This is a genomic window from Corticicoccus populi, assembly GCF_042686195.1.
GTDB classification, from domain to species: domain Bacteria; phylum Bacillota; class Bacilli; order Staphylococcales; family Salinicoccaceae; genus Corticicoccus; species Corticicoccus populi.
This window is the reverse complement of sequence record NZ_JBHUOQ010000003.1, coordinates 70,033-92,200: the sequence shown is the minus strand read 5'-3', so window position 1 is coordinate 92,200 and position 22,168 is coordinate 70,033. Positions and strand designations below refer to the sequence as shown.

Genomic DNA, 22,168 nt, shown 5'->3' with positions numbered 1-22,168 from the left:
TGCCACCTCATGAAATTTCTCTAATATTTATCTTCAGTTTACACTAAAATATGCCTCAAACTAAAGGGATCACGGATAAAATGATAAAAAGACGTTCTTATTTAATAAAGAACGCCTCTGACTCAATTATTTAGATAAAATAATTGAGTCTATATTTTTTGGGAAACGATTAAAATTATACGGTGCACCGTCTTCTGTCACAATAATGCCGTCTTCAATTCTCACACCGCCGTATCCGGCCTGGTATATCCCGGGTTCAATTGTAATCACGTGCCCCGCCTGAAGTGGTGTTTTATTCTGATGGTCCAGTGACGGCTGCTCGTGGAGACCGATACCGATGCCGTGACCGATTCGGTGGGTGAAGTACTCTCCGTACCCTGCATTTTCAATAATATCCCTTGCGGAATTATCCAGTTTTCTCATTTCTGTTCCGGCAGTACTGACCTCAATACTTGCGATATTCGCCTCCAGAACAGTCTCATAAATCTTCCGCTGTTCTGTTGTCGGTTCCCCGATAATAAAAGTCCGTGTCATATCAGAAACATAGCGGTCTTTTGTGATGACACCGCAGTCAATCAGGAGAAAATCTCCTTCTTTTACTGTCGTATCCCCTGACACACCATGCGGCAGTGCGGAGTTTTCACCGGTCAAAACAAGCGGACCGAATGATACATCGACTGCACCGTAAGATTTAAACTGCGTCACGAGATACTCGGAAATTTCTTTTTCCGACTTTCCAATAACACCCCATTCAGTTAAATCAAACAGTGCCTTTTCAGTAATATCCACTGCTTCCTGAAGTTTTTCACGGTCTTCGTCATTTTTAATTCCGCGTAGGGCATTCAGTTCATCATCCGCACGATGAATACCTTCCGGATTGAAGTGATCCAGCAGACTTAAGTACCGGTCATACGTAAGATGGCTGCCTTCCACCGCAACTGACTTTTTACTGTTGAATACGTCAAAAATCAAACTGAATGGATTATCGCCGTCTTTATGGGGCAGGTGATGTGTTACAGTCGCTGACTGATTAACGACTTCCTGATCCAGCGCAGGGAACACCAGTGTTGTTTCCCTTGTATCAGTGTCTGCGATCAACACAAGGAGTCGCTCATGAGGATTTATGAAACATCCTGTAAAATAAAAAATATTCACCGGGTCCGTAATAAATACAATATCCGTATCCACAGTGTTTGAGAGTTTCTCTATTCTGTTTTCAAATTTATTTGCCATTTCTAGTACATCCTTTCATTAATGTGCTCTTAATCAACAATATCAATAAATTCTCATTTTTTCATTCTTGTGATACGATTGAAAGCGAATATATAAAGGTGAACGAGTGGATATCCCATGAAATACATACTTCATAACTTTAAAAAACTGCATACCAATTTCGATGACGGTTTCTCTCTTCCCCCGTTTATGTCTGTATCACTGTTGATGATATATTCTATCATTCTCGGGGCATTCGGTTATTTAGTAGGGATCGATTTGTTCAGCTATGAGATATACGCTTTCGACCATATTTTTCAAAGTCTGGTCATCCAGTCACTGATACTGCTGATTTTTATCAACTCAAATATTATCATTCTTTATTTTTTCATCAAATTTTTCAGAAAAAGAACCGTGTCTATAATTACAATATACTCCTATTACGCGCTTTTCGGTACAGTCATTTTTACTGTCGCTGTACTGCTTTATTTCACGGTTATCGGCGGCCACTATATCGCAGATATCCCGATTGGTCCGCTCAGAATCATGTTCGGAATATCCATTATCATTATACTGACACTTACAAACCTGTATCCGGCAATACTGTTGTTCCTGACATTAAAAAAGGAACCGATTGATGTATTCTGGCCGATTATTTTATGTGTGCTCATCATACATGCGATGACCTTTTTATTATTCCGGGTCTGGGATACAGTCGATATCTTACTCTTATGGCTGTAGCCGTAATGATTTAAACCGCCGCCTCACCGGCGGTTTTTTATTTACTGAATGTCCCTTTAACTATTGTGCTCCCGTACTGCTTTAATACCTCACCGCCTGCGATTACTGTATCCAGCTGATAGTCAGAATCAAACAGTAATACATCCGCATCATACATAGGAGAGACTCTGCCCTTATCCGGAAGCTGCAGCACTTCTGCTGTGTTCACGGTCACTGTTTTCAGTATCGTTTCAAAAGGCACTGCGCCTTCCTTCCACATTTCAACCACACCTATTAAAAGTGTTTCAGGCTTCGCCACATCAAGATGGGACAGAGAGCCGTCACTGTTGAACACCGGCAGACTTCCGTTGCCGTCTGAGGACAGCGTTAATAAATCCATGCTTCCGCCATCATTTATGAACTCCCTGACATCTTCCATAATGTTTTCTCCCACCGTCATATCTACAGTGACACCACGGCCCGTTAGTGCCGCACTTTCTGTAATTAAATTCCTTGTCCGGTTAACATGTGTCGGATAAATATTGGACGGCGGCAGATCATAGTTGTCCAGCAGCTCAAAAAGCTGACTCAATCCTTTCTTTCCGCCGCCGGTATGAAAATGAGTGACGCCCGCTTTACCGCTCGTCATGCCGCCGACACGAGTTTCAGCAACCACTTTCGACAGTTCCTCAGTTGTCGGCTGGCTTGAGCGGTGGTCACTGACTGCAACTTCCGCAGTACCGATAACCGTATCTATAAAATAAATATCTTTCTCAATCGACCCTGTAATCGTCGGTACCGGGAGCTGATAGTTTCCCGTATACATCAATGCTGTCATACCTTCTTTAGTCAATGCCTTAGTCTTTGCGTACAGCGACTCCAGATGCCTGCTTGATTTATCTGTGCCAAGAAGTCCGACAGCCGTCGTGATACCTGCATTCACAAAATCAGTAATATGTGTCTCGGGTGTTCTTGTGTGATATCCACCCTCACCGCCGCCGCCGATGAGATGTACGTGCGGGTCAATGAAGCCGGGGGTTAAAATTTTTCCTTCCCCCGCTATAATGTTTACCGGTATATTTAATTTTAAATACTGTTCTACATCTATTTCCCGGGAAATATCAACCACTTTACCGCCGACAATTAAGACATCATTAATTCCCTTATCTTCCGGATTAAATACATGTGCATCTGTAATTAAAATAATCATACGTCACTCTTCTCCAGTCTGTCTTCAAACCACCCTGTTAAATGCTTGAGACGCTCAATTCTAAGGTTCGGTTTCCCGGTTCTCGATAAATTGTGGTCGGCGTCAGGGAATCTGACGAGACGGGTATTCTTCTTCTGGTATTTAAGCGCAATATAAAGCTGTTCCGCCTGTTCCACCGGACAGCGGAAGTCACGTTCACTGTGTAAAATCAGCAGCGGTGTCTGAATTTCATCGACATATTTAATCGGTGAATGATGCCATAATTTTTCGATATCGCTGAATTCCGCCTGAATCTGCCAATCCGTAAAATAATAGCCGATATCAGATACACCTCTGAAGCTGACCCAGTTACATATACTTCTTTGTGTGACTGCTGCTTTAAAACGGTTGGTGTGCCCGACAATCCAGTTTGTCATGAAGCCGCCGTATGAACCGCCTGTCACACCTAGGTTATCTGTATCAATCCAGTCATATCTGCCTGTGACATAATCCACCCCGGCCATAATATCCTTATAATCTCCGTTGCCGTAATCCCCGCGCACCGCGTCGACAAACGCCTGTGAGTAACTATGCGATCCTCTCGGATTCACATAAAGCACCGCATATCCAAGACCTGAAAGCACCTGCATTTCATGGAAAAAGCTGTTCGCATAAAATGCATGCGGCCCGCCGTGAATATTTGTAATCATGGGATATTTCATATCTTTTTTAAAGCCCGACGGCTTCATAAACCAGCCGTGGACTGTCGTACCGTCTGTACTTTCATACGCAATACTTTCCGGACTGACAAGTTCAGTCTCCTCCACATAAAACTTATTGTGGGCAGTCAGTGCCGTCACTTCATGTGTCCGGAGATCCACTTTAAAGAGCTCGCCTGGGTGAGTCGGTGTTGAAACAGTAATATATGCATGCATCTCAACAGCATCAAGCCCGTAAATATAATGACGGCCCTTGTATACTTCCGTCACTCCGCCTGAAATATCTCCTTTATATAGGTTGACGCTCCCGTCTTCCGACAGGATGAATAAAAATTCTTCTTCGGAAATCCATTTTGTCGGGTTCAGTTCAGCAGACTGCTGGGTATCCTGTGCCACATAGTCACCGACCGGCTTATCCAGGTGCCCTGTTAAATTCTTTTTCCCGCCGGTTTCAATATCGTACAGATATACTGTACCGTGTGTGGCATTTTCAAATTCCCGGCTGTGCTCTGTGAGGAGCAGCTTTTTATCGTCCGGCGATACATCCACGTGCGCAACATATCCGCCTTCTGTCGGAATCTGCTCGGGGTCTCTGTCTCCGGATTGTATATAGAGTTCAGCTGAAAAATTAAAATCGGAATCCTCACTTTTATCCGTCGAATAAATATAAGTATCCTCGCCAATCACCGCTTCCAGCGCATAATTTTCTCTGCCTTCAAATAATACATCCGTTTCTCTGTTTTTTAAGTTGATGACTTTCACCGACTGATACTTTTCTTTTAAAAGACCTGCACTGTCCGCCTTATATTTCATCCGATCGATGACTACAGGTTCAGGTCTGTCATCTTCAGTGTCTTCTTTTTTCTCAGGTTCACTGGATACATGGTAGTAAATTTTACTGCCGTCATTTGAAAAGAACGCACTGTTCACACCGTCTTCTTCATGTGTTAACTGTTCACGCTCGCCGCCTGCAGCACGCAGAAGAAATATCTGCTGTTTGTCATTTTCTCCTTTTGAGATAAATAAAGTCACATCACCGTCTCTGGAATGATCGACATTACTGATACGCTCGTTTTTGTAGGTCAGTTGAACCGACTCATGCTGATTATATTTGTAAAGGTGTGTGGTGTAATCATTCTTCTCCTCATCAATCTGAGTCATCAGATAGGTCACCGCTTCAGAGTTCGGGACAGCTTTCGGAGAAGCTGTTGATTTAATTTTAAATATATCTTTGATGTCTGCTTTAGTCACAAAAAATTCCCCCTTAGTTTTGTTATTAGTTTAACACTAAGGCGGAAAATTTTCTTTAGAGACACTTATTAAATTTTGATTATTCAAACACACATGCTGCGAGCTGCTCCATCCCCTCATCGATACGGGGGCCGGGCCGGGATAATGTATCCGGGTCCAAAGCACATTGATGTTCACGGTCTTTCATACTTAAATGCTCTGATGATGTAAACTGATTGACATCCGCTTCCAGCTGTCCGGCATCATAACCGTCAATAATCGACACGACATAATCCGGATCTCTGTCTACAAGTCCCTCTGCACTGACCTGGCTGAAACCTTCAATATCCGTAAATATATTTTCCGCACCGATTGTATTGATGACATCATCGATAAACGTATTTTCCCCTGCGGTGAAAACATCCGGGTACGGTGAGATCTGCACAAACACACTCACCGGTGATTCATCCTCATATGTACGCACTGTATCATCGATACTTTCTTGAAGCTCTCTGTTCACTTCTTCTGCTTCTTCCGGCAGGCTGAGCACTTCACCGATATCAGTGACAGTACCGTATATCTCTTCAATGCTCTCTGCATCTTCCACATAGATGATTTCTGCCCCTGTTGCTTTTTCTATATCAGAAAGTACCCCTTCATGCATGTCTCTGCTTGTTTCATGGGAAAAGATATGTGTCGGTTCAAGATCCAGAACCTGCTCGGCATCAAATTCAAATGAATCAATTTTCGCAATGTCTTCATCTTCCACAAGCGGTTTTGGATATGTATCTACTGATGAGATGCCGACAATATATTCTGATACACCGAGGGCATCCAGTATTTCAGTATTACTCGGCATCAGTGAAATAATCCGCATATCCTTATGTACAGAAGATGACTCTGTATAATCTACAGAGCCATCTTCCAAACTGCCGCTCAAATCAGAATCAGACGATGTTGGTGTCTGCTGTTCTGAATTTGAGTCATCATTATTCTGGTTCCCCATCAGTCCGCAGCCCGAAAGGCTGACAGCAAGAACAATGAGGAGTAATCCTCTAAAAAGACGTTTCATAAATAATTCTCCTGACTGATTTACATTTTTTCAGGTGCGGAAACACCAATGATGCCGAGCGCATTTTCAAGTGTCTGACGTACACTTTCAATCAACAGCAAGTATGCTTTCACTTTTTCTATATCATCGCTCAGCACCTTATCACGATTGTAAAATTTATGGAACGCACTTGCAAGTTCCTGAATGTAATTCGCAACACGCTGTGTTGCACGGTATTCTGCAGCACTTTTAATCATATTAGGGAACTGAGCCATTTTTTTAATTAAATCGAGTGCCTGTTCATTCGTAATGACTGATAAATCCGCAGATGTATCAAGTGTATGACCGAGGCTGTCCGCCTGGCGCAGAATACTGCAGATTCTGGCATGCGCATACTGTGCATAGTAGACCGGGTTATCGCTTGATTCAGATTTCGCAAGATCCATATCAAAGTCAAAGTGTGTATCCGCACTTCTCATCGCAAGGAAGTAACGGCATGCATCCGCCCCAATAGTATCAATCAGCTCTCTCAATGTAACTGCTTTACCGGTACGTTTACTCATCTTCACTTCTTCACCGTTTTCAATCAGACGGACCATCTGCATAATCTGTATTTCAAGCATATCGGGATCTTCGCCGAGGGCGCCGAGGGATCCTTTTAAACGTTTAATATAACCGTGGTGATCGGCACCGAACATATCAATCAGTCTGTCGAAGCCGCGCTCCACTTTATCGTAATGATATGCGATATCCGGCATTAAATACGTGTACGTATCATCGCTCTTACGCAGCACACGGTCTTTATCGTCACCGAAATCTGTCGTACGGAGCCATAATGCACCGTCTTGTTCAAAGGTATAGCCGTTCGCCGTCATCTTAGACAGCGCCGCTTCCACCTCGCCTTTTGTATAAAGAGATGTCTCACTGAACCAGTTATCGAACTTCACATTGAAATCACTTAAATCTTTTTTCAGCTTTGCCATTTCATACTCAACACCGAGTGTTCTGAACGTTTCAATACGCTCTTCTTCCGGCTGCTCCAAAAGTTCAGGTGATTTTGCAGCAAGATCTGCACCGATTTCTTTAATGTCTTTACCCATATATCCATCTTCAGGCATTTCAAACGGTTTTCCGAGCGCCTCCTGATAACGTGCATCAATCGACAGTGCCAGGTTATGAATCTGGTTCCCCGCATCATTAATATAATATTCACGCGTCACATCATACCCTGCAAAGTCCATGACATTCGCGAGCGTGTCACCGACACTCGCATTCCTCGCATGCCCGATATGAAGATCTCCTGTCGGATTGGCACTGACGAATTCTATTAATACTTTTTCACTCTCTGCTCTCTCGGTACGTCCGAAATTCTCCTTTTCCTGAAGCACTTTTAAAATGACTTCTGTAAGTGAAGATTCGTCCACTTTAAAGTTAATAAAACCCGGCCCCGCAATAGAAATTTCTTTAATGTCAGCAGCATTTCTGTCAATCGCCTCAGTCAGTATTTCTGCGATTTCTCTTGGATTTCTTTTCGCCTGTTTAGTCAGCACCATCGCAATATTGGTTGAAAAATCACCATTCTCTTTATCTTTCGGCACCTCTACCTTTACATCCGGAACCGTTTCAACAAGTCCTGTTCTTTCAACAGCTGCCGCTATTTCTGACTGTAATTTCTGCTTTAAATCCATAATCTATCCTACCTTCTGTAATTGATATTTATATTCTCCGAGGATATCCCCGCCGTCAAAAAGTGTATATTCGATACAAATGTTGTCATCCTGTATGTCAATTTTATCCGTCTCTATCTGATAGTGATGCTTTCCTGCCGGAGACTCATAAAAAGTATCCGTCCGCACACCCTCAGCAAAATAAAAGTTCATATTAATAATGCCCCGCCGCTGGATTTTTGCATAATCTTCCCCAAGCCGGAGGACCACATTGATTTCATATTCATCAAGCGTTTCTTTATATGTCAGATACCGGTCACGCCGTACGATTTCCGTCACTTCCACACGTTGTTTAAAAATGTCTGTTTCACCATTTAAATCCGCCTGCTGACTCAAATTATATTGAGATATTTTCTTTTCCATTTTATCACCCGCAATCAGCTAAATTATAACATAATACAGCGTCACGGTCTTAGCTTTAAACATAAAAAACAGGCAGGGTGTCCCCTGCCTGAAGTGTCCCAGTTATATTTCTATAACTATATTCATTTTATATTTCATTTGAATAATCTGCAATCATCTTTTTACAAAGACACAAAAAAGACACAACTCAATCAGTAACTTTTTAATACATTTTGCAGTTCCCGGGAATTATTCCACATCTCCGGATTATGATTCATTAAAAACTGTTTCAGTGACGCTAAACTTTCATCATCAACACCGTCCAGCTGAATCAGTCCTTTCATCGACTTATCCATCATGTTCACATGTTCATGCATCAATTTGTAACCGCGCTTTTTCGACTTGTTGACCATTTCATAACAGGATGTCACACCGTGATACACAGGTCCTGTTTCCGTCCGTTCAACTGTGACCCAGACCAGCCAGTACTCTTTACTGCCTTCGCCTTCCGCTTCACTTTTATCCGTGACCCACTTCACACGTTTTTCAACGTCCGCCCTTGCGTGCAGGCCGCCGATATCGATAAACACTTCCTGTGTATCAATATCCACATAAACCGGCGCCACATTTTCAAGACTGATTGCACCGAGATTCTGCCCTCTGTGTCCGTCGAGCGGATCATTTTTTATAATATTAAACTGGAAACCCGGTTTTTTATTTTCTGTCTCATCTGCCATTTTTATCACTCCTATGCCAATTCATTTAATAAATTAATGAGTTCGCTTTTCACATTTAAATCTTCAATCTCCAATATTTTATCTTTCGGATAATAAAGTTTCGATTCAATTCTTTTAACTCCTGTAATCGATTGAATAATCGCCGACTGGCTGCTGATTTCCTTCAATCTGCCGTCAGCCTTCACAAGGTGTATCGGACGCCTGTTATTCATCATTCCCGGACGGTCGTAATCATACGGCATATCCGAAAAAGAGTCACTGAAGAAATAATAATCGGGATCAATGCCTGCCTTTATAAACAGTTCCCGGATTTCATTTTCAGTAATCACGGACCCGTCAAAAGGCAGATACTTAAACAGCTCACGGTTAACAAAACGATTCGATAAATCAGACAATACCTCATCTTCTTCATGAATCCATTCCTGAAGATAAAAATTAACCACCATTTCATCCAGTCTCAAATAATCGGCGACTGTGATATTCTCCTGAAAAAACGGTATAAAATATTTCGGGAACTGCTTGAATGCGTAGCCCTTTTCAAATAAATACTTCGCCCGTTTCAGCGCCAGGTTTAAAAGTACCTCACCGCCTCTGCTGACCGGGTGAAAGTAAATCTGCCAATACATCTGGTAACGGCTCATCAAATAGTCCTCGACCGCATGCATGCCGCTTTCCTTAATGACGATTTCATCTTTCGACGGACGCATCACCCTGAGCACCCTTTCCATATCAAAAGTGCCGTAGCTGACACCCGTATAAAAGGCGTCCCTCTGGAGATAGTCCATCCGGTCCGCATCAATCTGACTTGAAATCATACTGATGACAAGCTTATTTTCATGGGTTTTATTAATGACTGAAGCCACTTCCTCCGGAAACTCCGGTGATACTCTGGACAGCACTTTATTCACATCCGTATCGCCCAGTATAATCTCCCGCGTAAACGCTTCATGGTCTGTATGGAATATCTTTTCGAAACAGTGGGAAAACGGGCCGTGACCAAGGTCATGGAGAAGTGCTGCCGAAAGTGCCAGGAGACGGTTGCCGTGGTCCCATTCTTCATACTCTTCAAAGTTCGCGACCATACGTCTGACTATCTCATAAACACCAAGCGAATGGTTAAAACGCGAATGCTCGGCCGAATGAAATGCCAGATACAATGTACCAAGTTGTTTAATACGGCGCAGTCTCTGGAATTCTTTTGTCTTAATTAAGTCCCAGATGACCTGGTCTCTCACATGAATGTAACGATGCACCGGGTCTTTAAACACTTTTTCTTCAACCAGCTGCTTATCCCGGTAGCTGCTCTCAACTTCCATAACCGCCGCCTCCTTTTCAAACATCATTTTATCATATTCCCCTGATATGCTTTAATTTAAACGGCTTATGTCAGACATTTCCGAAACGGTCGCCTATGCAGGACGCCGTTCCTTTCTGCCGTATACAAAATAATATATCACCATGGATATCCCGATGGACACAACGAGCCATTGATACAGTCCGCCGTAGCCGGCATAAGGCACAATATATCCAAGTAAAAACGGCCCGAAGCCGAGTCCTGTCTCAAGCATGATAAAGTACGTCGACGTTGCGAGACCGACATTTTTTCTGTCCGCAATCTTCACGCAGACTGCCTGTGACACCGATTGATGATTGCCGAAACCGAGACCGATTAATACCGCCGATAATAAAAGCACTGTGCCTGTTGATGCCTGTCCGAGAACAAGAAAACCCACCGCCATCAGAATAAAGGCCGGATACAGTACAATATTGGCACCACGAACATCGAGCAGCTTGCCTGTCATAGGACGCGTCAAAAGAATCGTGACGGAATAGACAATGAAGAACACACTCGCAGCCGTCACAAGATCTCTTTCCTGTGCAAACACATTTAAAAACGACAGTACCGCAGAATACGCAAAGCCCATAAACAATATTGAACTGCCGAGCGGCAGGACATCTTTATCAATCATGACAAATTTCGTCTTCCGTCTCTTCTCCCCGCTCAGGAAGTTATTCACCTTAATCATAGGGAGGAGTGCACTCATCAACAGCACTAATATGCCGACACCCAAAAGCATCGTGTGAAAACTGATTGTCTCAAGGAGCAGAAATGACAAAAACGGTCCGATTGCTGCACCGATCACCATACTTAAACTGAAATAACTGATGCCTTCTCCGCGTCTTTCCTCAGGCAGCGATATTGTTGCGAGTGTATTCATCGCTGTACTGACTACACCGGTTGCGATGCCGTTCAAAAGCCTTACCGCTACCAGTAAATACAGACCGCCGTCTATAAAGTACAGTATGTATGTCGCAAAAAATAACACAGTGCCGACATACATTAATTTTTTTGCTCCGATACGGTTCACCTGGTAACCCGACAAGGCACGTCCTATGAGCACACCGACTATGAAAATACTTGCCACAAGCCCTGCAGTACTCGGTGCAATACCATATTCATCTATAGCCACACTGCCGACTGTCACCAGAGTGGAATACATTGAAAACATAACAATAAAATGAAATGCAAATATGATAATGAACTCAAGCGTCCATATTTTACTCTTACCATGACTCCGCGCCATACTTCATTCCCCTTCCGGCACTTAAACGCTGTATATTTATTACTTAGGGTAACTAATTACAAAATATTTATTCTCAAGAAAAAAGATTCCATTCCTGAAAACAGGGATAAAATCTTTCTCCATAATATTATATCATTTTAATTCATTGAATACCTGAGCATTTAGAGCGTCAAATCTTCATCTATGCCGCCCCGGATTGAAGCGTTGCGCTTCTTCATATTTTTCAAGGATTTTTCATACCTCTCCTGCTCATCCTCAGAAAAATCCGTCAGCATAGTGATATCCCCTTGAATAACATTCATCATTTTTTCAAGGACATCCTCCACCGTCCACGTCTTATTTAAAAGCGTGTTCAGTGATGCCATATCCGATGGATGAATGTCGGGATAGGAAAATTTTGTCTCACTGTCTTTTTTAGCATAATGATAGAAGTCGCGCATAATACTTGCACGCTCACTGCCGCTTCCACTGACACACAAGTAAATCTGGACTGCCGCGCCGCCCTTGATGCGTCTTTGGGAAATACCTGCGAACTTCTGTCCGCCGATACTTAAATCGTAACTTCCGGGACAGTAGCTGTGCACAATTTCATATGCTTCGATGTCCGATTCCGGCAGTGCACACCTGACCATCTCAAGCATCATATCATAGCCGTCATCAATCATCGGAGAATCTTCCTTTGATATCACAAGGGAAACATTCAATACACCCTCATCAAGCACCACACCGAGACCGCCTGAGTTTCTGACAATATAATCAAACCCGCTGTCATCCAGATACTTTAAGCCGTCCTTCAAATAAGGAAGCCTTGCATCATGCAGACCGAGAATAACATACGGATGGTGTACCCATGCACGAAGTTTAGGTACACCATCTTTTGTTACTTTTTCCTGCAGCACATCATCTATCGCAAATGAGTGATATGGGTGCGGCGTTTGATGGACAGGGATGTACTCCCAGTCCTTTGAAAATATATTATGCATTTTTCTCTGATAATGCCTGCGTTGCAGTGAAGAGTGCCAGATTGAACACTTCATCTGTCGTACAGCCGCGGGATAAGTCATTCACAGGCTTGTTCAGACCTTGAAGAATCGGTCCGTACGCTTCGAACCCGCCAAGACGCTGAGCAATTTTATAACCGATATTTCCTGCTTCAAGTGTCGGGAAGATAAATACATTCGCATCTCCCTTAATCTCTGAATCCGGTGCTTTTTTCTCTGCCACACTTGGTACAAATGCAGCATCAAATTGAAACTCACCGTCAATCGGCACTTCAGGATACTTTTCTTTCGCATACTGTGCAGCCAGTCTGACACGTTCTGTTTCTTCAGTTTTAGCCGAGCCTTTTGTAGAAAAGCTGAGCATCGCAACACGGGGCTCCATGTTAAAATCAATCGCTGTTTTCGCAGTTTCCACTGCCACTTCCGCAAGTTCTTCTGCATTCAGCACAGGGTTGATTGCGCAGTCACCCATCACATACAGTTCATCATCACGAAGCATGAAGAATACACCGCTTGTTCTGGACACACCCGGTTTCGTTTTAATAATCTGCAGTGCCGGACGTACTGTATTCGGGGTAGAATGTACAGCGCCGGATACGAGACCATCCGCTTTACCTGTATACACAAGCATTGTTCCAAAATAATTCACATCATTTAAAATGTCGTCTGCCTGCTCTGCTGTCACTTTCCCTTTACGCCGTGCAACGAACTCATCCACAAGTTCCTGTTTGTCACTGCATGATTCAGGGTTAATGATTTCAAGTCCTTCTAAGTTGAGTCCCTCGTTTTGTGCTAATTGTTCAATCTCACTTTTATCACCCAGAACTATGGGGTGGACATACGTTGTATTGTTTAATTCGACTGCCGCATTCAGGATACGTGCATCCGTACCTTCCGGTAGTACGATTTTAACGTTCTGCCCTTCCAGGTTTGCCTTAAGGCTGTTCAAAAATTGACTCATAATATCCTCCTTGATATCGCGATATACGTGCTTATTATAACTGTTTTGTCACATTATTTCACCCCTATTCACTTTTAAAACGTTTTCTTATCAAGTAGAATAGTACTGTAGATAATTTTTATTGAAAGAGGGTTACAAAAAATGAGTGAAGCAGTAAATACATTAGACGGCTGGTACAGTCTGCACTTATTATACAAAGTGGACTGGGCATCTTTTAAATTACTTGAAGACAGTGAAAAAGATGTGCTCATCAATGAGCTGAAAGGTTTTTTAGCCCGTGAAGAGGAAGTTCATCAAAAAAATGAAGGCAGCTACGCCTTTTACAACATCACCGGCCAGAAAGCAGACCTGATTTTGTGGATGCTGCGTCCGACAATCGATGAACTGAATGCACTTGAACTGGAATTCAACAAGCTGAAAGTTGCCGACTTCCTGATTCCTGCGTATTCATATGTATCCATTGTTGAATTAAGTTCCTATCTTGCCAAAGGTTCCGACGGCGATCCGTATGAGAACCCGTTCGTCCGTGCAAGACTGTATCCTGAAGTACCAAAATCAAAATATATCTGTTTCTATCCAATGGATAAAAAACGCGACCTCGATGATAACTGGTATATGCTTTCCATGGAAGAACGCAGTAAATTAATGTATGACCACAGTAAAATCGGCCGTTCCTATGCCGGGAAAATCAAGCAGTTTATCACAGGGTCCCAAGGCCTCGATGAGTATGAGTGGGGTGTCACTTTATTCTCAGATGATATGCTTGAGTTTAAAAACATCATTTACGAGATGAGATTTGACGAAGTATCTGCACGCTACGGCGTTTTCGGGGATTTCTACGTCGGTGTTCACCTGCCGGATGAATCTCTTGATGCATTCTTTAAATAAAATGCTTTATACGTTTAATTTATCTCTATATCGGTTATAATTAATCAACTTCGAATCGTATGGATTTTGTGGGGGTGGTTGTTTATGGGTAAATTACTGAAACGCGCTGCAGTTATTCTTGCACCGATTATTTTAAAGAAAGTATTAAACCGCTACAGCGGGAAAAAGAAATAAAATGGAACCCGTCTTAACCGGCGGGTTTCTTTACAGTTTCTGAAAATGGAAGAGGCGTTTATAATTATGTTTTCAAAAAATAAGCAGAAACGGATGATACTGATATTTACCGGTTCGGCATCCGCACTGGTCGGTGTCGCACTCCTTGTTACGGGTGTTGTTTTTATCAGTGATACAGGAGATTTGTTCGGCTATTTAATGCTTCTTCTCGGCCTGTTTATCATGTGGATTTCTTTCAGGGAATTTAAAGAATACCATCAGTTGAAGCGGGAATTTGAAAAAGAGAAAAAATAGCCTTTAAATATTGAGAATACTCCTTTAAAAAGAAGCCCTTCCGCTTACGGAAAGGGCTTCTTTGTCTGTTGTTTATAATTTCACCGGTATTCTGCGTGTTAATTTATAATTCAGCATAATCAGCAGTGCTGTGATGATTATGAATCCTGAGAAGTGCACTATACCGCCTTCCATATTGAATGTTTCAATTAAAATCTCACATCCAACAATAATCAGAGCCGCTGCGATCATTAAGAACCCTGCTTTCGCACTTTTGTAAAAACCCATTCCAATCACACATCCAAGCATCGCACCTAAATAAGAAACAAGCACGGCCGATACAACTGTACTGACAGAAGGCATGCCGCCGGTAAATATATCATACGGAATCACATCAAAAATATATGTGATGGCAAGTGATGTCACATTTAGTATCAGTACGATAAACAACATGGTGAGTGTAATGACTTTGAAATACATTTTTCTTGTGATTCCCATCTTAAACATCCATTCAAAATAGAGGAATACACTAAGGATACCTGCGACAAACATAAATACTCTGTTTGCGGTCATAATCATTTCCATAAATGATGAATCAGTGATTTCAGGCTCATTCAAAAAAAGGGCGAGCGGCACGATAATGACCGCAAATACAGGCAGATACCACAATATCCACACACTGATTTCTTTCGTCAAATCCATAGTGGCTGATTTCAATTTATTCATGATCTTCCTCCCTCTCTGTTATATGAATAAACAGCTCCTGTAATTTAATCGGTGAAAATTCCAGGTCATCTCCATCATAATCCGCAGTTCCAAGAACCATATCAGAGCGTGTCGGACCGAGTGTTTCAGAAGCAAGTACTGTCATATTTTTTGTAAATGCATTCACTCGTTCAACAGACCCCGTCACCCGGACACCCTTTGAAAGGAGTGTGTCGATATCTTCATGCAGCAGCACTGCTCCCTGGTCAATAATAATGACATCGTCAAAAAGATAATCCATCTCTGAAACAATGTGTGTCGACAGAATGATAATTCCTGCTTTATGTTCTTTCATGCTGAGTACTTCTTTATAAAAATATTCGCGTGCCGGTGCATCCATCCCGCTTGTCACTTCATCAAAAATGGTAATCTCTGCGCCCGTCGCAAGTCCAGTCACTGCGTTCACGGCTGCCTGCTGTCCTTTCGATAATTCACCGATAACTTTCTTTTTATCAATCCGGAATCCCTTCAGCAGCTTATCAGAGTAGTCCATATCGTAATTCGGCTTATATCTTGCGTAGTCACCGATAATCTCTTCTACTGTTTCAGTAAACTCGCTGTAATCATATTCATAGCTGAACTGGACTTCGTCCGCCATTTCATCATTTTCAAAAGGGACTTTACCGTCAATCGTCACCGCCCCTGCCGAGCTTTCCCGGAAAGATGCAATCAGTGACAGCAGCGTCGTTTTCCCTGCACCGTTCCGGCCGAGAAGACCGTATATTTTCCCGTCCTCTAGACTCAAGTTAATATCTTTTAAAATACTGTTTCTCTTTATATCCAGATTCACATTTTCTATTTTTAAATGTGTCATGCCGTTCACTTCCTTTCTTCCTCAATCATTCGGTCTATATCAGATTTCGTCAGTTTCAATTTTTCCGCTTCATCCATCATCGGTTTCAAGTATTGTTTGACGAATCCTTCTTTTCTTCTTTCTATCAGCTTTTCTCTTGCATCTTCAGCAACAAACATACCGACACCTCTTTTCTTGTATATTATTCCGTCTTCTACAAGTTGATTAACACCTTTCGATACTGTCAGATGATTCACTTTATAAAATTGAACAATCTCATTGGTTGAAGGTATCTTATCATCTGTCTGTAAAGTGCCTTCAATAATCTGGTCACTGATCCAGCGCGTAATCTGTTCAAATATCGGTTCCCGGTCATTTAATTTTCCGCTCACATGTCTCTCCTCCTTTCAATATTTCTATTATGGCTATATAGTTATGTATATAAGTATATATCATGATGTGTATTTTGTAAAGATAAAAAACGCAGCGGGTATTTCCGCTGCGTTCAACCATTCATATACTTATCACTGTTTCACTTCTTAAGTTTTCCGGCCGCCTTATAACCGAGGATATTTACAGGATCCTTCGGAGATGAATAAGGTGGTGCATATCCGAGCTCCAGCTCTGAAAGTTCGCTGACTTTCATCTTTGCATGAATTGCCGTCGACAGTACAGCGAGTCTTTTATCCGCACCATCAAACCCGACTGCCTGTGCACCGTACATCATACCGTCCGCTGGATTAAACAAAACTTTCAGCCATAGTTTTTCAGCTCCCGGATAATACCCGGCATGTGATTTTGCTTCCACCTCTACAGAATCATATTCCAAATGAAGCGCATCGAGCTGGTCGCTGTTGTGTCCTGCCGCTCCGATGGTTAAATCAAAGAGTTTTATCACAGCCGTACCGAGCACCCCTTTATAAGTTTCAGTACTGCCGTTCAAATGACCGGAAAGGATGTAGGCCTGACGGTGGGCAGGAGGTGCAAGTGCAATATTCACCGGTGCACCGGTGACATAATTCCCTGTCTCTACAACATCGCCAAGTGCATAAATATCAGGGTCTGACGTCTGCATGCAGTCATTCACCTTAATCCCGCCTGTCTCACCAATTTCAAGCCCTGCTTCTTCAGCAAGACTCACGTTAGGCTGAATACCGACCGACATAATATTCAAATCAGATTTTATTTCTGTACCACTCTTTAAGTGAACGATTTTTCCATCTTCTGAAAATTTATTGACACCGTCATCCAGATGCACCGTGACACCTTTTTCTTTTAAATGTTCCGGCACCGGTGTCGACATATCTTCATCCACCGGCCTGAAAATACGATTAGAACGGTTGATCATCGTACACTGAATACCCAGACTGTGAAGATTCTCAAGCATCTCAAGACCGACAAATCCGGCGCCTGTAACAGTCGCTGTTTTCGGCTGATGTGTTCTGATGTATTCATTGATTTTATCCATATCCGGAATAGTATGCAGTAAAAAAGTCCGGCTGTTTTCGACTCCCGGGATATCCGGGAACGCGGCAGAAGCACCCGGTGACAAAATCAGAACATCATAACTTTCCATGTAAGTTCTCTCATCATTCCTGCACTCCACACATTTTCCGGCACGGTCTATTGAAATCACTTCAGTCCCTGAGCGGACATTTACATTATAATTTTCACTGAATTTTTCCTCCGGGAATAAAAGACTGTCTCTGTCATCAATGAATGTTCCGATATGATACGGCATGCCGCAGTTTGAAAAAGAAATGTGACGCCCTTTATCAAAAAGAACAATTTCAGATGTTTTATCAAACCGTCTCAGCTGGGAGGCTGCGGTTGCCCCGCCGCCGACACCGCCGACAATTACTATTTTTTTCGTCATCAATATGGCTCCTCTGTATTTATTTATATATCAAATATCATTTATCAATACCCTATACACTGTTTCCGGGCACTTCAAACACATCTCATCATTATCCCATTCCATTATAAGTCTTAAGTCGTATTATTGAATATCTGACGAATTTAATTTAAGATATATTTGATTTTCAGCAGTGAAACGCATAGGATATAATATAAGAAGGATATGAGAAACAAACAGATAAGGAGGAATACTATGGCATTTGTAATTACCCAGCCGTGTATCGGCGAAAAAGCAGGCGACTGTGTAGACGTATGTCCGGTCGACTGTATAGAAGAAGGTGAGGATCAGTACTATATTGATCCTGAAATTTGTATCGACTGTGGTGCATGTATCGTTGTTTGTCCGGTCGATGCGATTGTTGAAGAACATGATATGACACCTGACGACGAATCATTTTTAGATAAGGCCAAGAAATTTTACGGTCTGCAGCAATAAATATAGAGGCCGGGTTCCGAAATCGGAACCCGGCTTTCTTTTACAATTTGATAAATCCAATAATCACAAGTACCCATGCAGTAAGGAACAACACGCCGCCGATTGGTGTCACTGCACCGAGTATCGATACACCTGACAGTGCAAGTACATATAAAGAACCGCTGAAAAATACGATACCTGCAAACATCAGCCACCCTGCAATGTTAAGCATTGATGCATCAGTAATGTGCATCAGGATACCGACTGCAAATAATCCAAGAGCATGAAACATCTGGTATTGTACCCCTGTTTCCCATACCTCCAAATAATGGTCGCTGATTTTCCCTTCCAGCCCGTGCGCACCGAACGCACCGAGCGCTACTGCGATAAATGCATTTACTGCACCTAATATAATAAAAATCTTCATTTTAACATTTACTCCTGTCTCTATTAAAAATCAAAAATACTGTCTCCGTTGCCGAAGCCGTCATCGGTCGTTTTTCTCTCTCCGCCCAATGAATTTTTTCCTGCCTGTGCTTTCTTTTGCGGCTTACCGCCCATTAACTCAAGCATTCTCTGATCATTGCTGCTGATATCCTTTTCAGACATCCGGGCTGTACTGACACTGTCCGGACTCTCCTTCAAAAGATTCAAAAGTCTTTCAGCAGCATAGATGTGCCTGTCCGTCTCCGCGCCTGCTGCAGATTCTATAAGGGCAATCTCCTGTTTCAACTGAGTGATTATTTTTTCTTTCACTGTTTTTCACTCCAATCAATACTGCCTCTCCCCGAGGCATTCAAGTATTCATTTGTTCTGCTGAACGGTTTTGACCCGAAAAAACCGCGATAGGCGGACAGCGGACTCGGATGCACAGATTTTATAATAAAGTGCTTATCTGTATCAATCAGTTTTGCTTTCGTCTGTGCAGGCTTCCCCCAGAGTATAAATACAACATTCGACAAATGATCCGATACTGCCTCAATCACATTATCTGTAAAACGTTCCCAGCCGAGCCCCCGGTGGGAGTTCGCCTGATAAGCATCCACCGTCAATACTGTATTGAGCAGCAGCACACCTTCTTCCGCCCAGTCTGTCAAACTGCCTGACGTACGCACAATATTTAAGTCATCCTTCAGTTCTTTATAGATGTTCATTAATGACGGTGGTATTTTGACACCGTCATTAACAGAGAAGGACAGACCGTGAGCCTGATTATCCCCGTGATAGGGGTCCTGCCCGATAATAACCACTTTTACATTTTCAAAAGGCGTCAGTTCAAACGCAGAGTATATTTCATTTCTCGGCGGAAAAACTCTGCCGTCCTCATACCTCTTTGTCAGCTCGTCATTAAGACTGCTGAAATCATGCTGATTTTTAATTGTACGGAATACTTCATTCCATTCCATAAATATCACCTCGGTCTAAATACCTATTATATCATTCAAACAAGCACGGCTCTAGAAATAGTGTGACCAATATAGTAAAATATGCTTATTACTATTTTTGGAGGAATGAATGAAGATGGGACTTAAAAAGACGCTAACAATCGCAGGTTCGGATACAAGCGGCGGTGCAGGAATCGCTGCAGATTTAAAAACATTCCAGGAACATGAAACGTACGGATATACAGCACTCACAACAATCGTGACAATGGATCCTGAAACATGGTCCCACGGTGTGAATCCGCTGCCTATAGAAGTCGTTAAAGATCAGATTGCCACTGCGCTCTCTATACAGCCGGATGCTGTAAAAACAGGAATGCTGCCGTCAGAAGAAGTGACGGAACTGGCAAAAGAAGCTTTCCTCAACAGCTCAGCAGAACATTTTGTAGTTGACCCTGTAATGGTGTGTAAAGGTGACGATGAAGTATTAAATCCGGGACTTGTCGATGCAATGATTGAACATTTAATCCCGAATGCAACATTCGTAACACCAAATCTTTTCGAAGCAGGACAGCTTGCAAAAGTATCTACTCCTAAAACACTTGATGAAATGAAAGAAGCTGCCCGCCTGATTCATAAGAGAGGCGCAGATAACGTTGTTATTAAAGGCGGATCCGGTATTGAGGGAGATAAGGCTGTGGATGTTTATTTTGACGGTGAGTCCTTCCACTTACTGACAAGCGATAAAATTGATGCATCCTACAATCACGGTGCAGGATGTACATTTGCAGCAGCGATTACAGCGAATCTTGCGAACGGGCAGTCCCCGCTTGAAGCTGCGCAGAATGCAAAAGCATTTGTAACATCTGCGATTAAAAACGGCTGGAAGATGAACGAATTTGTCGGTGTTGTCAGACACGGTGCTTACAACAGCGTAGAACAGATCGAAGTTAAAGACGAAGAAATATAATTCTTAAAGGGACACAGGGTGTCCCTTTAAGTGATTAATGATTTTATTTTAGGAGTGTGTACCGCTATGGAAAAAATCAGTCCCGAAAAAGTCCAGGAGATTTTGAACGGCTATCAGAACAAGAAAGTATATATACATGTTGAAATCACAAGCGGTATGTATGCCAGTCACTTAGATTCTAACGTATTTAATGCCGGTACTTTCCTGAGAAATATTCAAGTTGAATTCACTCAGGGCGCCCTCCGCGGCGGTGAGAACGGTGAATACCGTGTCGGCCTCAAATTAAGTAACGGCGGCTGGATTTATGTACTCGGTTTAACAGATTATGAAGTGAATGAAAATAATGAATTTATCATGCACGGCTTCAATCACGAAGGCCGTCTTGCAAGTGCACTGGAAATATCTTCGAAAGAATTTTTTAAATAGGAGGAAACATCTATGGAACAAGAAAATCATGTCCTTGTCATTTTTCCGCACCCCGATGATGAAGCGTTCGGTGTGAGCGGCACATTAATGAAGTACAGAGACATGGGGGTGCCTGTAACATATGCATGCCTGACATTCGGTGACATGGGGCGCAATTTAGGTTATCCTCCATTTGCAACACGCGAATCACTTCATAAAATACGAAAAAAAGAAGTTGAAAAAAGTGCTGAAGTGATGGGAGTCGAAGACCTCAGGTTACTCGGCTACCGCGACAAAACTCTGGAGTTTGAAGCACCCGGCCATTTAAAAAATGTCATGTCCGGTTTAATTGAAGAAATTAATCCATCACGGATTATCACTTTCTACCCGGGCTACTCAGTACATCCCGATCATGAGGCAACGGCATATGCTGTTGTTGATGCTGTGAAGGAAATCCCTGCTGAAAAACGTCCGTCACTCCAGCTTGTCGCTTTCAGCAATCAGACACTTGAAGATTTAGGAGAACCGGATATCATTGTTGATATTTCAGGTTATGAAGAACGAAAAAAAGAAGTCATGGCTGCACATATCTCACAAACCGGACCACTCCTTGAGACACTTGCTTCTGAAACTGTAGAGGGAGACGAAGCCCACAGTACATGGATGACTTCCGAACATTTCTACAGCTACGATATCAAATAAGGAGAACATT

25 protein-coding genes are annotated in these 22,168 nt (G+C 42.6%); 7 read left to right on the top strand and 18 right to left on the bottom strand.

Going from position 1 to position 22,168, the window contains the following annotated elements:
• Positions 1-126: 126 nt before the first annotated feature.
• Positions 127-1,233: a M24 family metallopeptidase gene (locus ACFSX4_RS08760; RefSeq protein WP_377773688.1), complete on the bottom strand. Its 1,107-nt coding sequence runs from the start codon at positions 1,231-1,233 to the stop codon at positions 127-129.
• A gap of 117 nt (positions 1,234-1,350) precedes the next feature.
• On the opposite strand from ACFSX4_RS08760, the gene ACFSX4_RS08755 reads away from it, so the two are divergent.
• On the top strand, positions 1,351-1,953 hold the full coding sequence (locus ACFSX4_RS08755; protein WP_377773686.1) for a hypothetical protein: 603 nt from the start codon (positions 1,351-1,353) through the stop codon (positions 1,951-1,953).
• 37 nt (positions 1,954-1,990) lie between these two features.
• Here ACFSX4_RS08755 and iadA read toward each other — a convergent pair whose 3' ends face one another.
• The 10 genes from iadA to pta form a co-directional block, all read right to left on the bottom strand.
• On the bottom strand, positions 1,991-3,142 hold the full coding sequence (gene iadA, locus ACFSX4_RS08750) for a beta-aspartyl-peptidase (protein ID WP_377773684.1): 1,152 nt from the start codon (positions 3,140-3,142) through the stop codon (positions 1,991-1,993).
• Positions 3,139-5,091, bottom strand: a complete 1,953-nt coding sequence (locus ACFSX4_RS08745; RefSeq protein ID WP_377773682.1) for a prolyl oligopeptidase family serine peptidase — start codon at positions 5,089-5,091, stop codon at positions 3,139-3,141. The genes iadA and ACFSX4_RS08745 overlap by 4 nt, the downstream gene beginning before the upstream one ends.
• 79 nt (positions 5,092-5,170) lie before the next feature.
• The gene (locus tag ACFSX4_RS08740; protein WP_377773680.1) at positions 5,171-6,142 is read right to left on the bottom strand and encodes an ABC transporter substrate-binding protein; all 972 of its coding nucleotides are present in this window, start codon (positions 6,140-6,142) and stop codon (positions 5,171-5,173) included.
• Positions 6,143-6,162: 20 nt separating this feature from the next.
• On the bottom strand, positions 6,163-7,809 hold the full coding sequence (argS, locus tag ACFSX4_RS08735; RefSeq protein ID WP_377773678.1) for an arginine--tRNA ligase: 1,647 nt from the start codon (positions 7,807-7,809) through the stop codon (positions 6,163-6,165).
• A gap of 3 nt (positions 7,810-7,812) precedes the next feature.
• Entirely contained in the window at positions 7,813-8,211 is a 399-nt protein-coding gene (locus ACFSX4_RS08730) for a DUF1934 family protein (RefSeq protein WP_377773676.1), read from the bottom strand.
• Positions 8,212-8,402: 191 nt separating this feature from the next.
• Entirely contained in the window at positions 8,403-8,927 is a 525-nt protein-coding gene (locus ACFSX4_RS08725) for a YwhD family protein (RefSeq protein ID WP_377773674.1), read from the bottom strand.
• 11 nt (positions 8,928-8,938) lie between these two features.
• On the bottom strand, positions 8,939-10,243 hold the full coding sequence (locus ACFSX4_RS08720) for an HD domain-containing protein (protein ID WP_377774008.1): 1,305 nt from the start codon (positions 10,241-10,243) through the stop codon (positions 8,939-8,941).
• A gap of 93 nt (positions 10,244-10,336) precedes the next feature.
• A complete protein-coding gene (locus ACFSX4_RS08715; RefSeq protein ID WP_377773672.1) occupies positions 10,337-11,512 on the bottom strand; it encodes an MFS transporter in 1,176 nt (391 codons plus the stop codon).
• A 161-nt stretch (positions 11,513-11,673) separates the two neighbouring features.
• Positions 11,674-12,495, bottom strand: a complete 822-nt coding sequence (locus tag ACFSX4_RS08710; protein WP_377773670.1) for a lipoate--protein ligase family protein — start codon at positions 12,493-12,495, stop codon at positions 11,674-11,676.
• On the bottom strand, positions 12,488-13,474 hold the full coding sequence (pta, locus tag ACFSX4_RS08705) for a phosphate acetyltransferase (protein ID WP_377773668.1): 987 nt from the start codon (positions 13,472-13,474) through the stop codon (positions 12,488-12,490). Before pta ends, ACFSX4_RS08710 begins: the two co-directional genes overlap by 8 nt.
• A gap of 141 nt (positions 13,475-13,615) precedes the next feature.
• Here pta and hemQ point away from each other — a divergent pair, with 141 nt between their 5' ends.
• Complete coding sequence (gene hemQ, locus ACFSX4_RS08700; protein ID WP_377773666.1) at positions 13,616-14,362, top strand: hydrogen peroxide-dependent heme synthase; 747 nt, start codon at positions 13,616-13,618, stop codon at positions 14,360-14,362.
• Positions 14,363-14,602: 240 nt separating this feature from the next.
• Entirely contained in the window at positions 14,603-14,830 is a 228-nt protein-coding gene (locus tag ACFSX4_RS08695) for a hypothetical protein (RefSeq protein WP_377773664.1), read from the top strand.
• A 72-nt stretch (positions 14,831-14,902) separates the two neighbouring features.
• On the opposite strand, the gene ACFSX4_RS08690 is transcribed toward ACFSX4_RS08695, so the two are convergent.
• The 4 genes from ACFSX4_RS08690 to ACFSX4_RS08675 all read right to left on the bottom strand — a co-directional run bounded on the left by ACFSX4_RS08690 (position 14,903) and on the right by ACFSX4_RS08675 (position 18,243).
• Positions 14,903-15,535, bottom strand: coding sequence for a hypothetical protein (locus ACFSX4_RS08690; protein ID WP_377773662.1), 633 nt, complete (start codon positions 15,533-15,535; stop codon positions 14,903-14,905).
• Positions 15,528-16,388 carry an ATP-binding cassette domain-containing protein gene (locus tag ACFSX4_RS08685; RefSeq protein WP_377773660.1) on the bottom strand — a complete coding sequence of 287 codons (861 nt, stop codon included), beginning with the start codon at positions 16,386-16,388 and terminating at the stop codon, positions 15,528-15,530. Before ACFSX4_RS08685 ends, ACFSX4_RS08690 begins: the two co-directional genes overlap by 8 nt.
• A 5-nt stretch (positions 16,389-16,393) precedes the next feature.
• Entirely contained in the window at positions 16,394-16,759 is a 366-nt protein-coding gene (locus ACFSX4_RS08680) for a GntR family transcriptional regulator (protein WP_377773658.1), read from the bottom strand.
• A 140-nt stretch (positions 16,760-16,899) separates the two neighbouring features.
• The gene (locus ACFSX4_RS08675; protein ID WP_377773656.1) at positions 16,900-18,243 is read right to left on the bottom strand and encodes a CoA-disulfide reductase; all 1,344 of its coding nucleotides are present in this window, start codon (positions 18,241-18,243) and stop codon (positions 16,900-16,902) included.
• A gap of 234 nt (positions 18,244-18,477) precedes the next feature.
• Here ACFSX4_RS08675 and ACFSX4_RS08670 point away from each other — a divergent pair, with 234 nt between their 5' ends.
• Positions 18,478-18,720 carry a DUF362 domain-containing protein gene (locus tag ACFSX4_RS08670; RefSeq protein WP_377773654.1) on the top strand — a complete coding sequence of 81 codons (243 nt, stop codon included), beginning with the start codon at positions 18,478-18,480 and terminating at the stop codon, positions 18,718-18,720.
• Positions 18,721-18,760: 40 nt separating this feature from the next.
• On the opposite strand, the gene ACFSX4_RS08665 is transcribed toward ACFSX4_RS08670, so the two are convergent.
• Genes ACFSX4_RS08665 through ACFSX4_RS08655 form a run of 3 tightly spaced genes read right to left on the bottom strand, consistent with a single transcriptional unit; the run spans position 18,761 to position 20,105 of the window.
• Positions 18,761-19,126, bottom strand: a complete 366-nt coding sequence (locus ACFSX4_RS08665; protein ID WP_377773652.1) for a DUF423 domain-containing protein — start codon at positions 19,124-19,126, stop codon at positions 18,761-18,763.
• A 23-nt stretch (positions 19,127-19,149) separates the two neighbouring features.
• On the bottom strand, positions 19,150-19,455 hold the full coding sequence (locus tag ACFSX4_RS08660) for a DUF5327 family protein (RefSeq protein WP_377773650.1): 306 nt from the start codon (positions 19,453-19,455) through the stop codon (positions 19,150-19,152).
• Positions 19,452-20,105, bottom strand: a complete 654-nt coding sequence (locus ACFSX4_RS08655) for a uracil-DNA glycosylase (RefSeq protein WP_377773648.1) — start codon at positions 20,103-20,105, stop codon at positions 19,452-19,454. The genes ACFSX4_RS08660 and ACFSX4_RS08655 overlap by 4 nt, the downstream gene beginning before the upstream one ends.
• Before the next feature lie 115 nt (positions 20,106-20,220).
• Between ACFSX4_RS08655 and thiD the strand changes: the two genes are divergently transcribed.
• From thiD to bshB2, 3 genes are all read left to right on the top strand, one after another.
• The gene (gene thiD / locus ACFSX4_RS08650) at positions 20,221-21,051 is read left to right on the top strand and encodes a bifunctional hydroxymethylpyrimidine kinase/phosphomethylpyrimidine kinase (RefSeq protein WP_377774006.1); all 831 of its coding nucleotides are present in this window, start codon (positions 20,221-20,223) and stop codon (positions 21,049-21,051) included.
• A 66-nt stretch (positions 21,052-21,117) separates the two neighbouring features.
• A complete protein-coding gene (locus tag ACFSX4_RS08645; protein WP_377773646.1) occupies positions 21,118-21,477 on the top strand; it encodes a DUF1806 family protein in 360 nt (119 codons plus the stop codon).
• Between the two features lie 12 nt (positions 21,478-21,489).
• On the top strand, positions 21,490-22,158 hold the full coding sequence (bshB2, locus tag ACFSX4_RS08640) for a bacillithiol biosynthesis deacetylase BshB2 (RefSeq protein ID WP_377773644.1): 669 nt from the start codon (positions 21,490-21,492) through the stop codon (positions 22,156-22,158).
• Positions 22,159-22,168 lie beyond the last annotated feature (10 nt).

Excerpts from the sequence above, each read along its gene's own strand:
- ACFSX4_RS08760 (WP_377773688.1), bottom strand. The coding sequence starts at position 1,233 with ATGGCAAATAAATTTGAAAACAGAATAGAGAAACTCTCAAACACTGTG.
- ACFSX4_RS08755 (WP_377773686.1), top strand. The coding sequence starts at position 1,351 with ATGAAATACATACTTCATAACTTTAAAAAACTGCATACCAATTTCGAT.
- iadA (WP_377773684.1), bottom strand. The coding sequence starts at position 3,142 with ATGATTATTTTAATTACAGATGCACATGTATTTAATCCGGAAGATAAG.
- ACFSX4_RS08740 (WP_377773680.1), bottom strand. The coding sequence starts at position 6,142 with ATGAAACGTCTTTTTAGAGGATTACTCCTCATTGTTCTTGCTGTCAGC.
- argS (WP_377773678.1), bottom strand. The coding sequence starts at position 7,809 with ATGGATTTAAAGCAGAAATTACAGTCAGAAATAGCGGCAGCTGTTGAA.
- ACFSX4_RS08730 (WP_377773676.1), bottom strand. The coding sequence starts at position 8,211 with ATGGAAAAGAAAATATCTCAATATAATTTGAGTCAGCAGGCGGATTTA.
- ACFSX4_RS08725 (WP_377773674.1), bottom strand. The coding sequence starts at position 8,927 with ATGGCAGATGAGACAGAAAATAAAAAACCGGGTTTCCAGTTTAATATT.
- ACFSX4_RS08720 (WP_377774008.1), bottom strand. The coding sequence starts at position 10,243 with ATGGAAGTTGAGAGCAGCTACCGGGATAAGCAGCTGGTTGAAGAAAAA.
- ACFSX4_RS08715 (WP_377773672.1), bottom strand. The coding sequence starts at position 11,512 with ATGGCGCGGAGTCATGGTAAGAGTAAAATATGGACGCTTGAGTTCATT.
- ACFSX4_RS08710 (WP_377773670.1), bottom strand. The coding sequence starts at position 12,495 with ATGCATAATATATTTTCAAAGGACTGGGAGTACATCCCTGTCCATCAA.
- pta (WP_377773668.1), bottom strand. The coding sequence starts at position 13,474 with ATGAGTCAATTTTTGAACAGCCTTAAGGCAAACCTGGAAGGGCAGAAC.
- hemQ (WP_377773666.1), top strand. The coding sequence starts at position 13,616 with ATGAGTGAAGCAGTAAATACATTAGACGGCTGGTACAGTCTGCACTTA.
- ACFSX4_RS08695 (WP_377773664.1), top strand. The coding sequence starts at position 14,603 with ATGTTTTCAAAAAATAAGCAGAAACGGATGATACTGATATTTACCGGT.
- ACFSX4_RS08690 (WP_377773662.1), bottom strand. The coding sequence starts at position 15,535 with ATGAATAAATTGAAATCAGCCACTATGGATTTGACGAAAGAAATCAGT.
- ACFSX4_RS08685 (WP_377773660.1), bottom strand. The coding sequence starts at position 16,388 with ATGACACATTTAAAAATAGAAAATGTGAATCTGGATATAAAGAGAAAC.
- ACFSX4_RS08675 (WP_377773656.1), bottom strand. The coding sequence starts at position 18,243 with ATGACGAAAAAAATAGTAATTGTCGGCGGTGTCGGCGGCGGGGCAACC.
- ACFSX4_RS08670 (WP_377773654.1), top strand. The coding sequence starts at position 18,478 with ATGGCATTTGTAATTACCCAGCCGTGTATCGGCGAAAAAGCAGGCGAC.
- ACFSX4_RS08665 (WP_377773652.1), bottom strand. The coding sequence starts at position 19,126 with ATGAAGATTTTTATTATATTAGGTGCAGTAAATGCATTTATCGCAGTA.
- ACFSX4_RS08655 (WP_377773648.1), bottom strand. The coding sequence starts at position 20,105 with ATGGAATGGAATGAAGTATTCCGTACAATTAAAAATCAGCATGATTTC.
- thiD (WP_377774006.1), top strand. The coding sequence starts at position 20,221 with ATGGGACTTAAAAAGACGCTAACAATCGCAGGTTCGGATACAAGCGGC.
- ACFSX4_RS08645 (WP_377773646.1), top strand. The coding sequence starts at position 21,118 with ATGGAAAAAATCAGTCCCGAAAAAGTCCAGGAGATTTTGAACGGCTAT.
- bshB2 (WP_377773644.1), top strand. The coding sequence starts at position 21,490 with ATGGAACAAGAAAATCATGTCCTTGTCATTTTTCCGCACCCCGATGAT.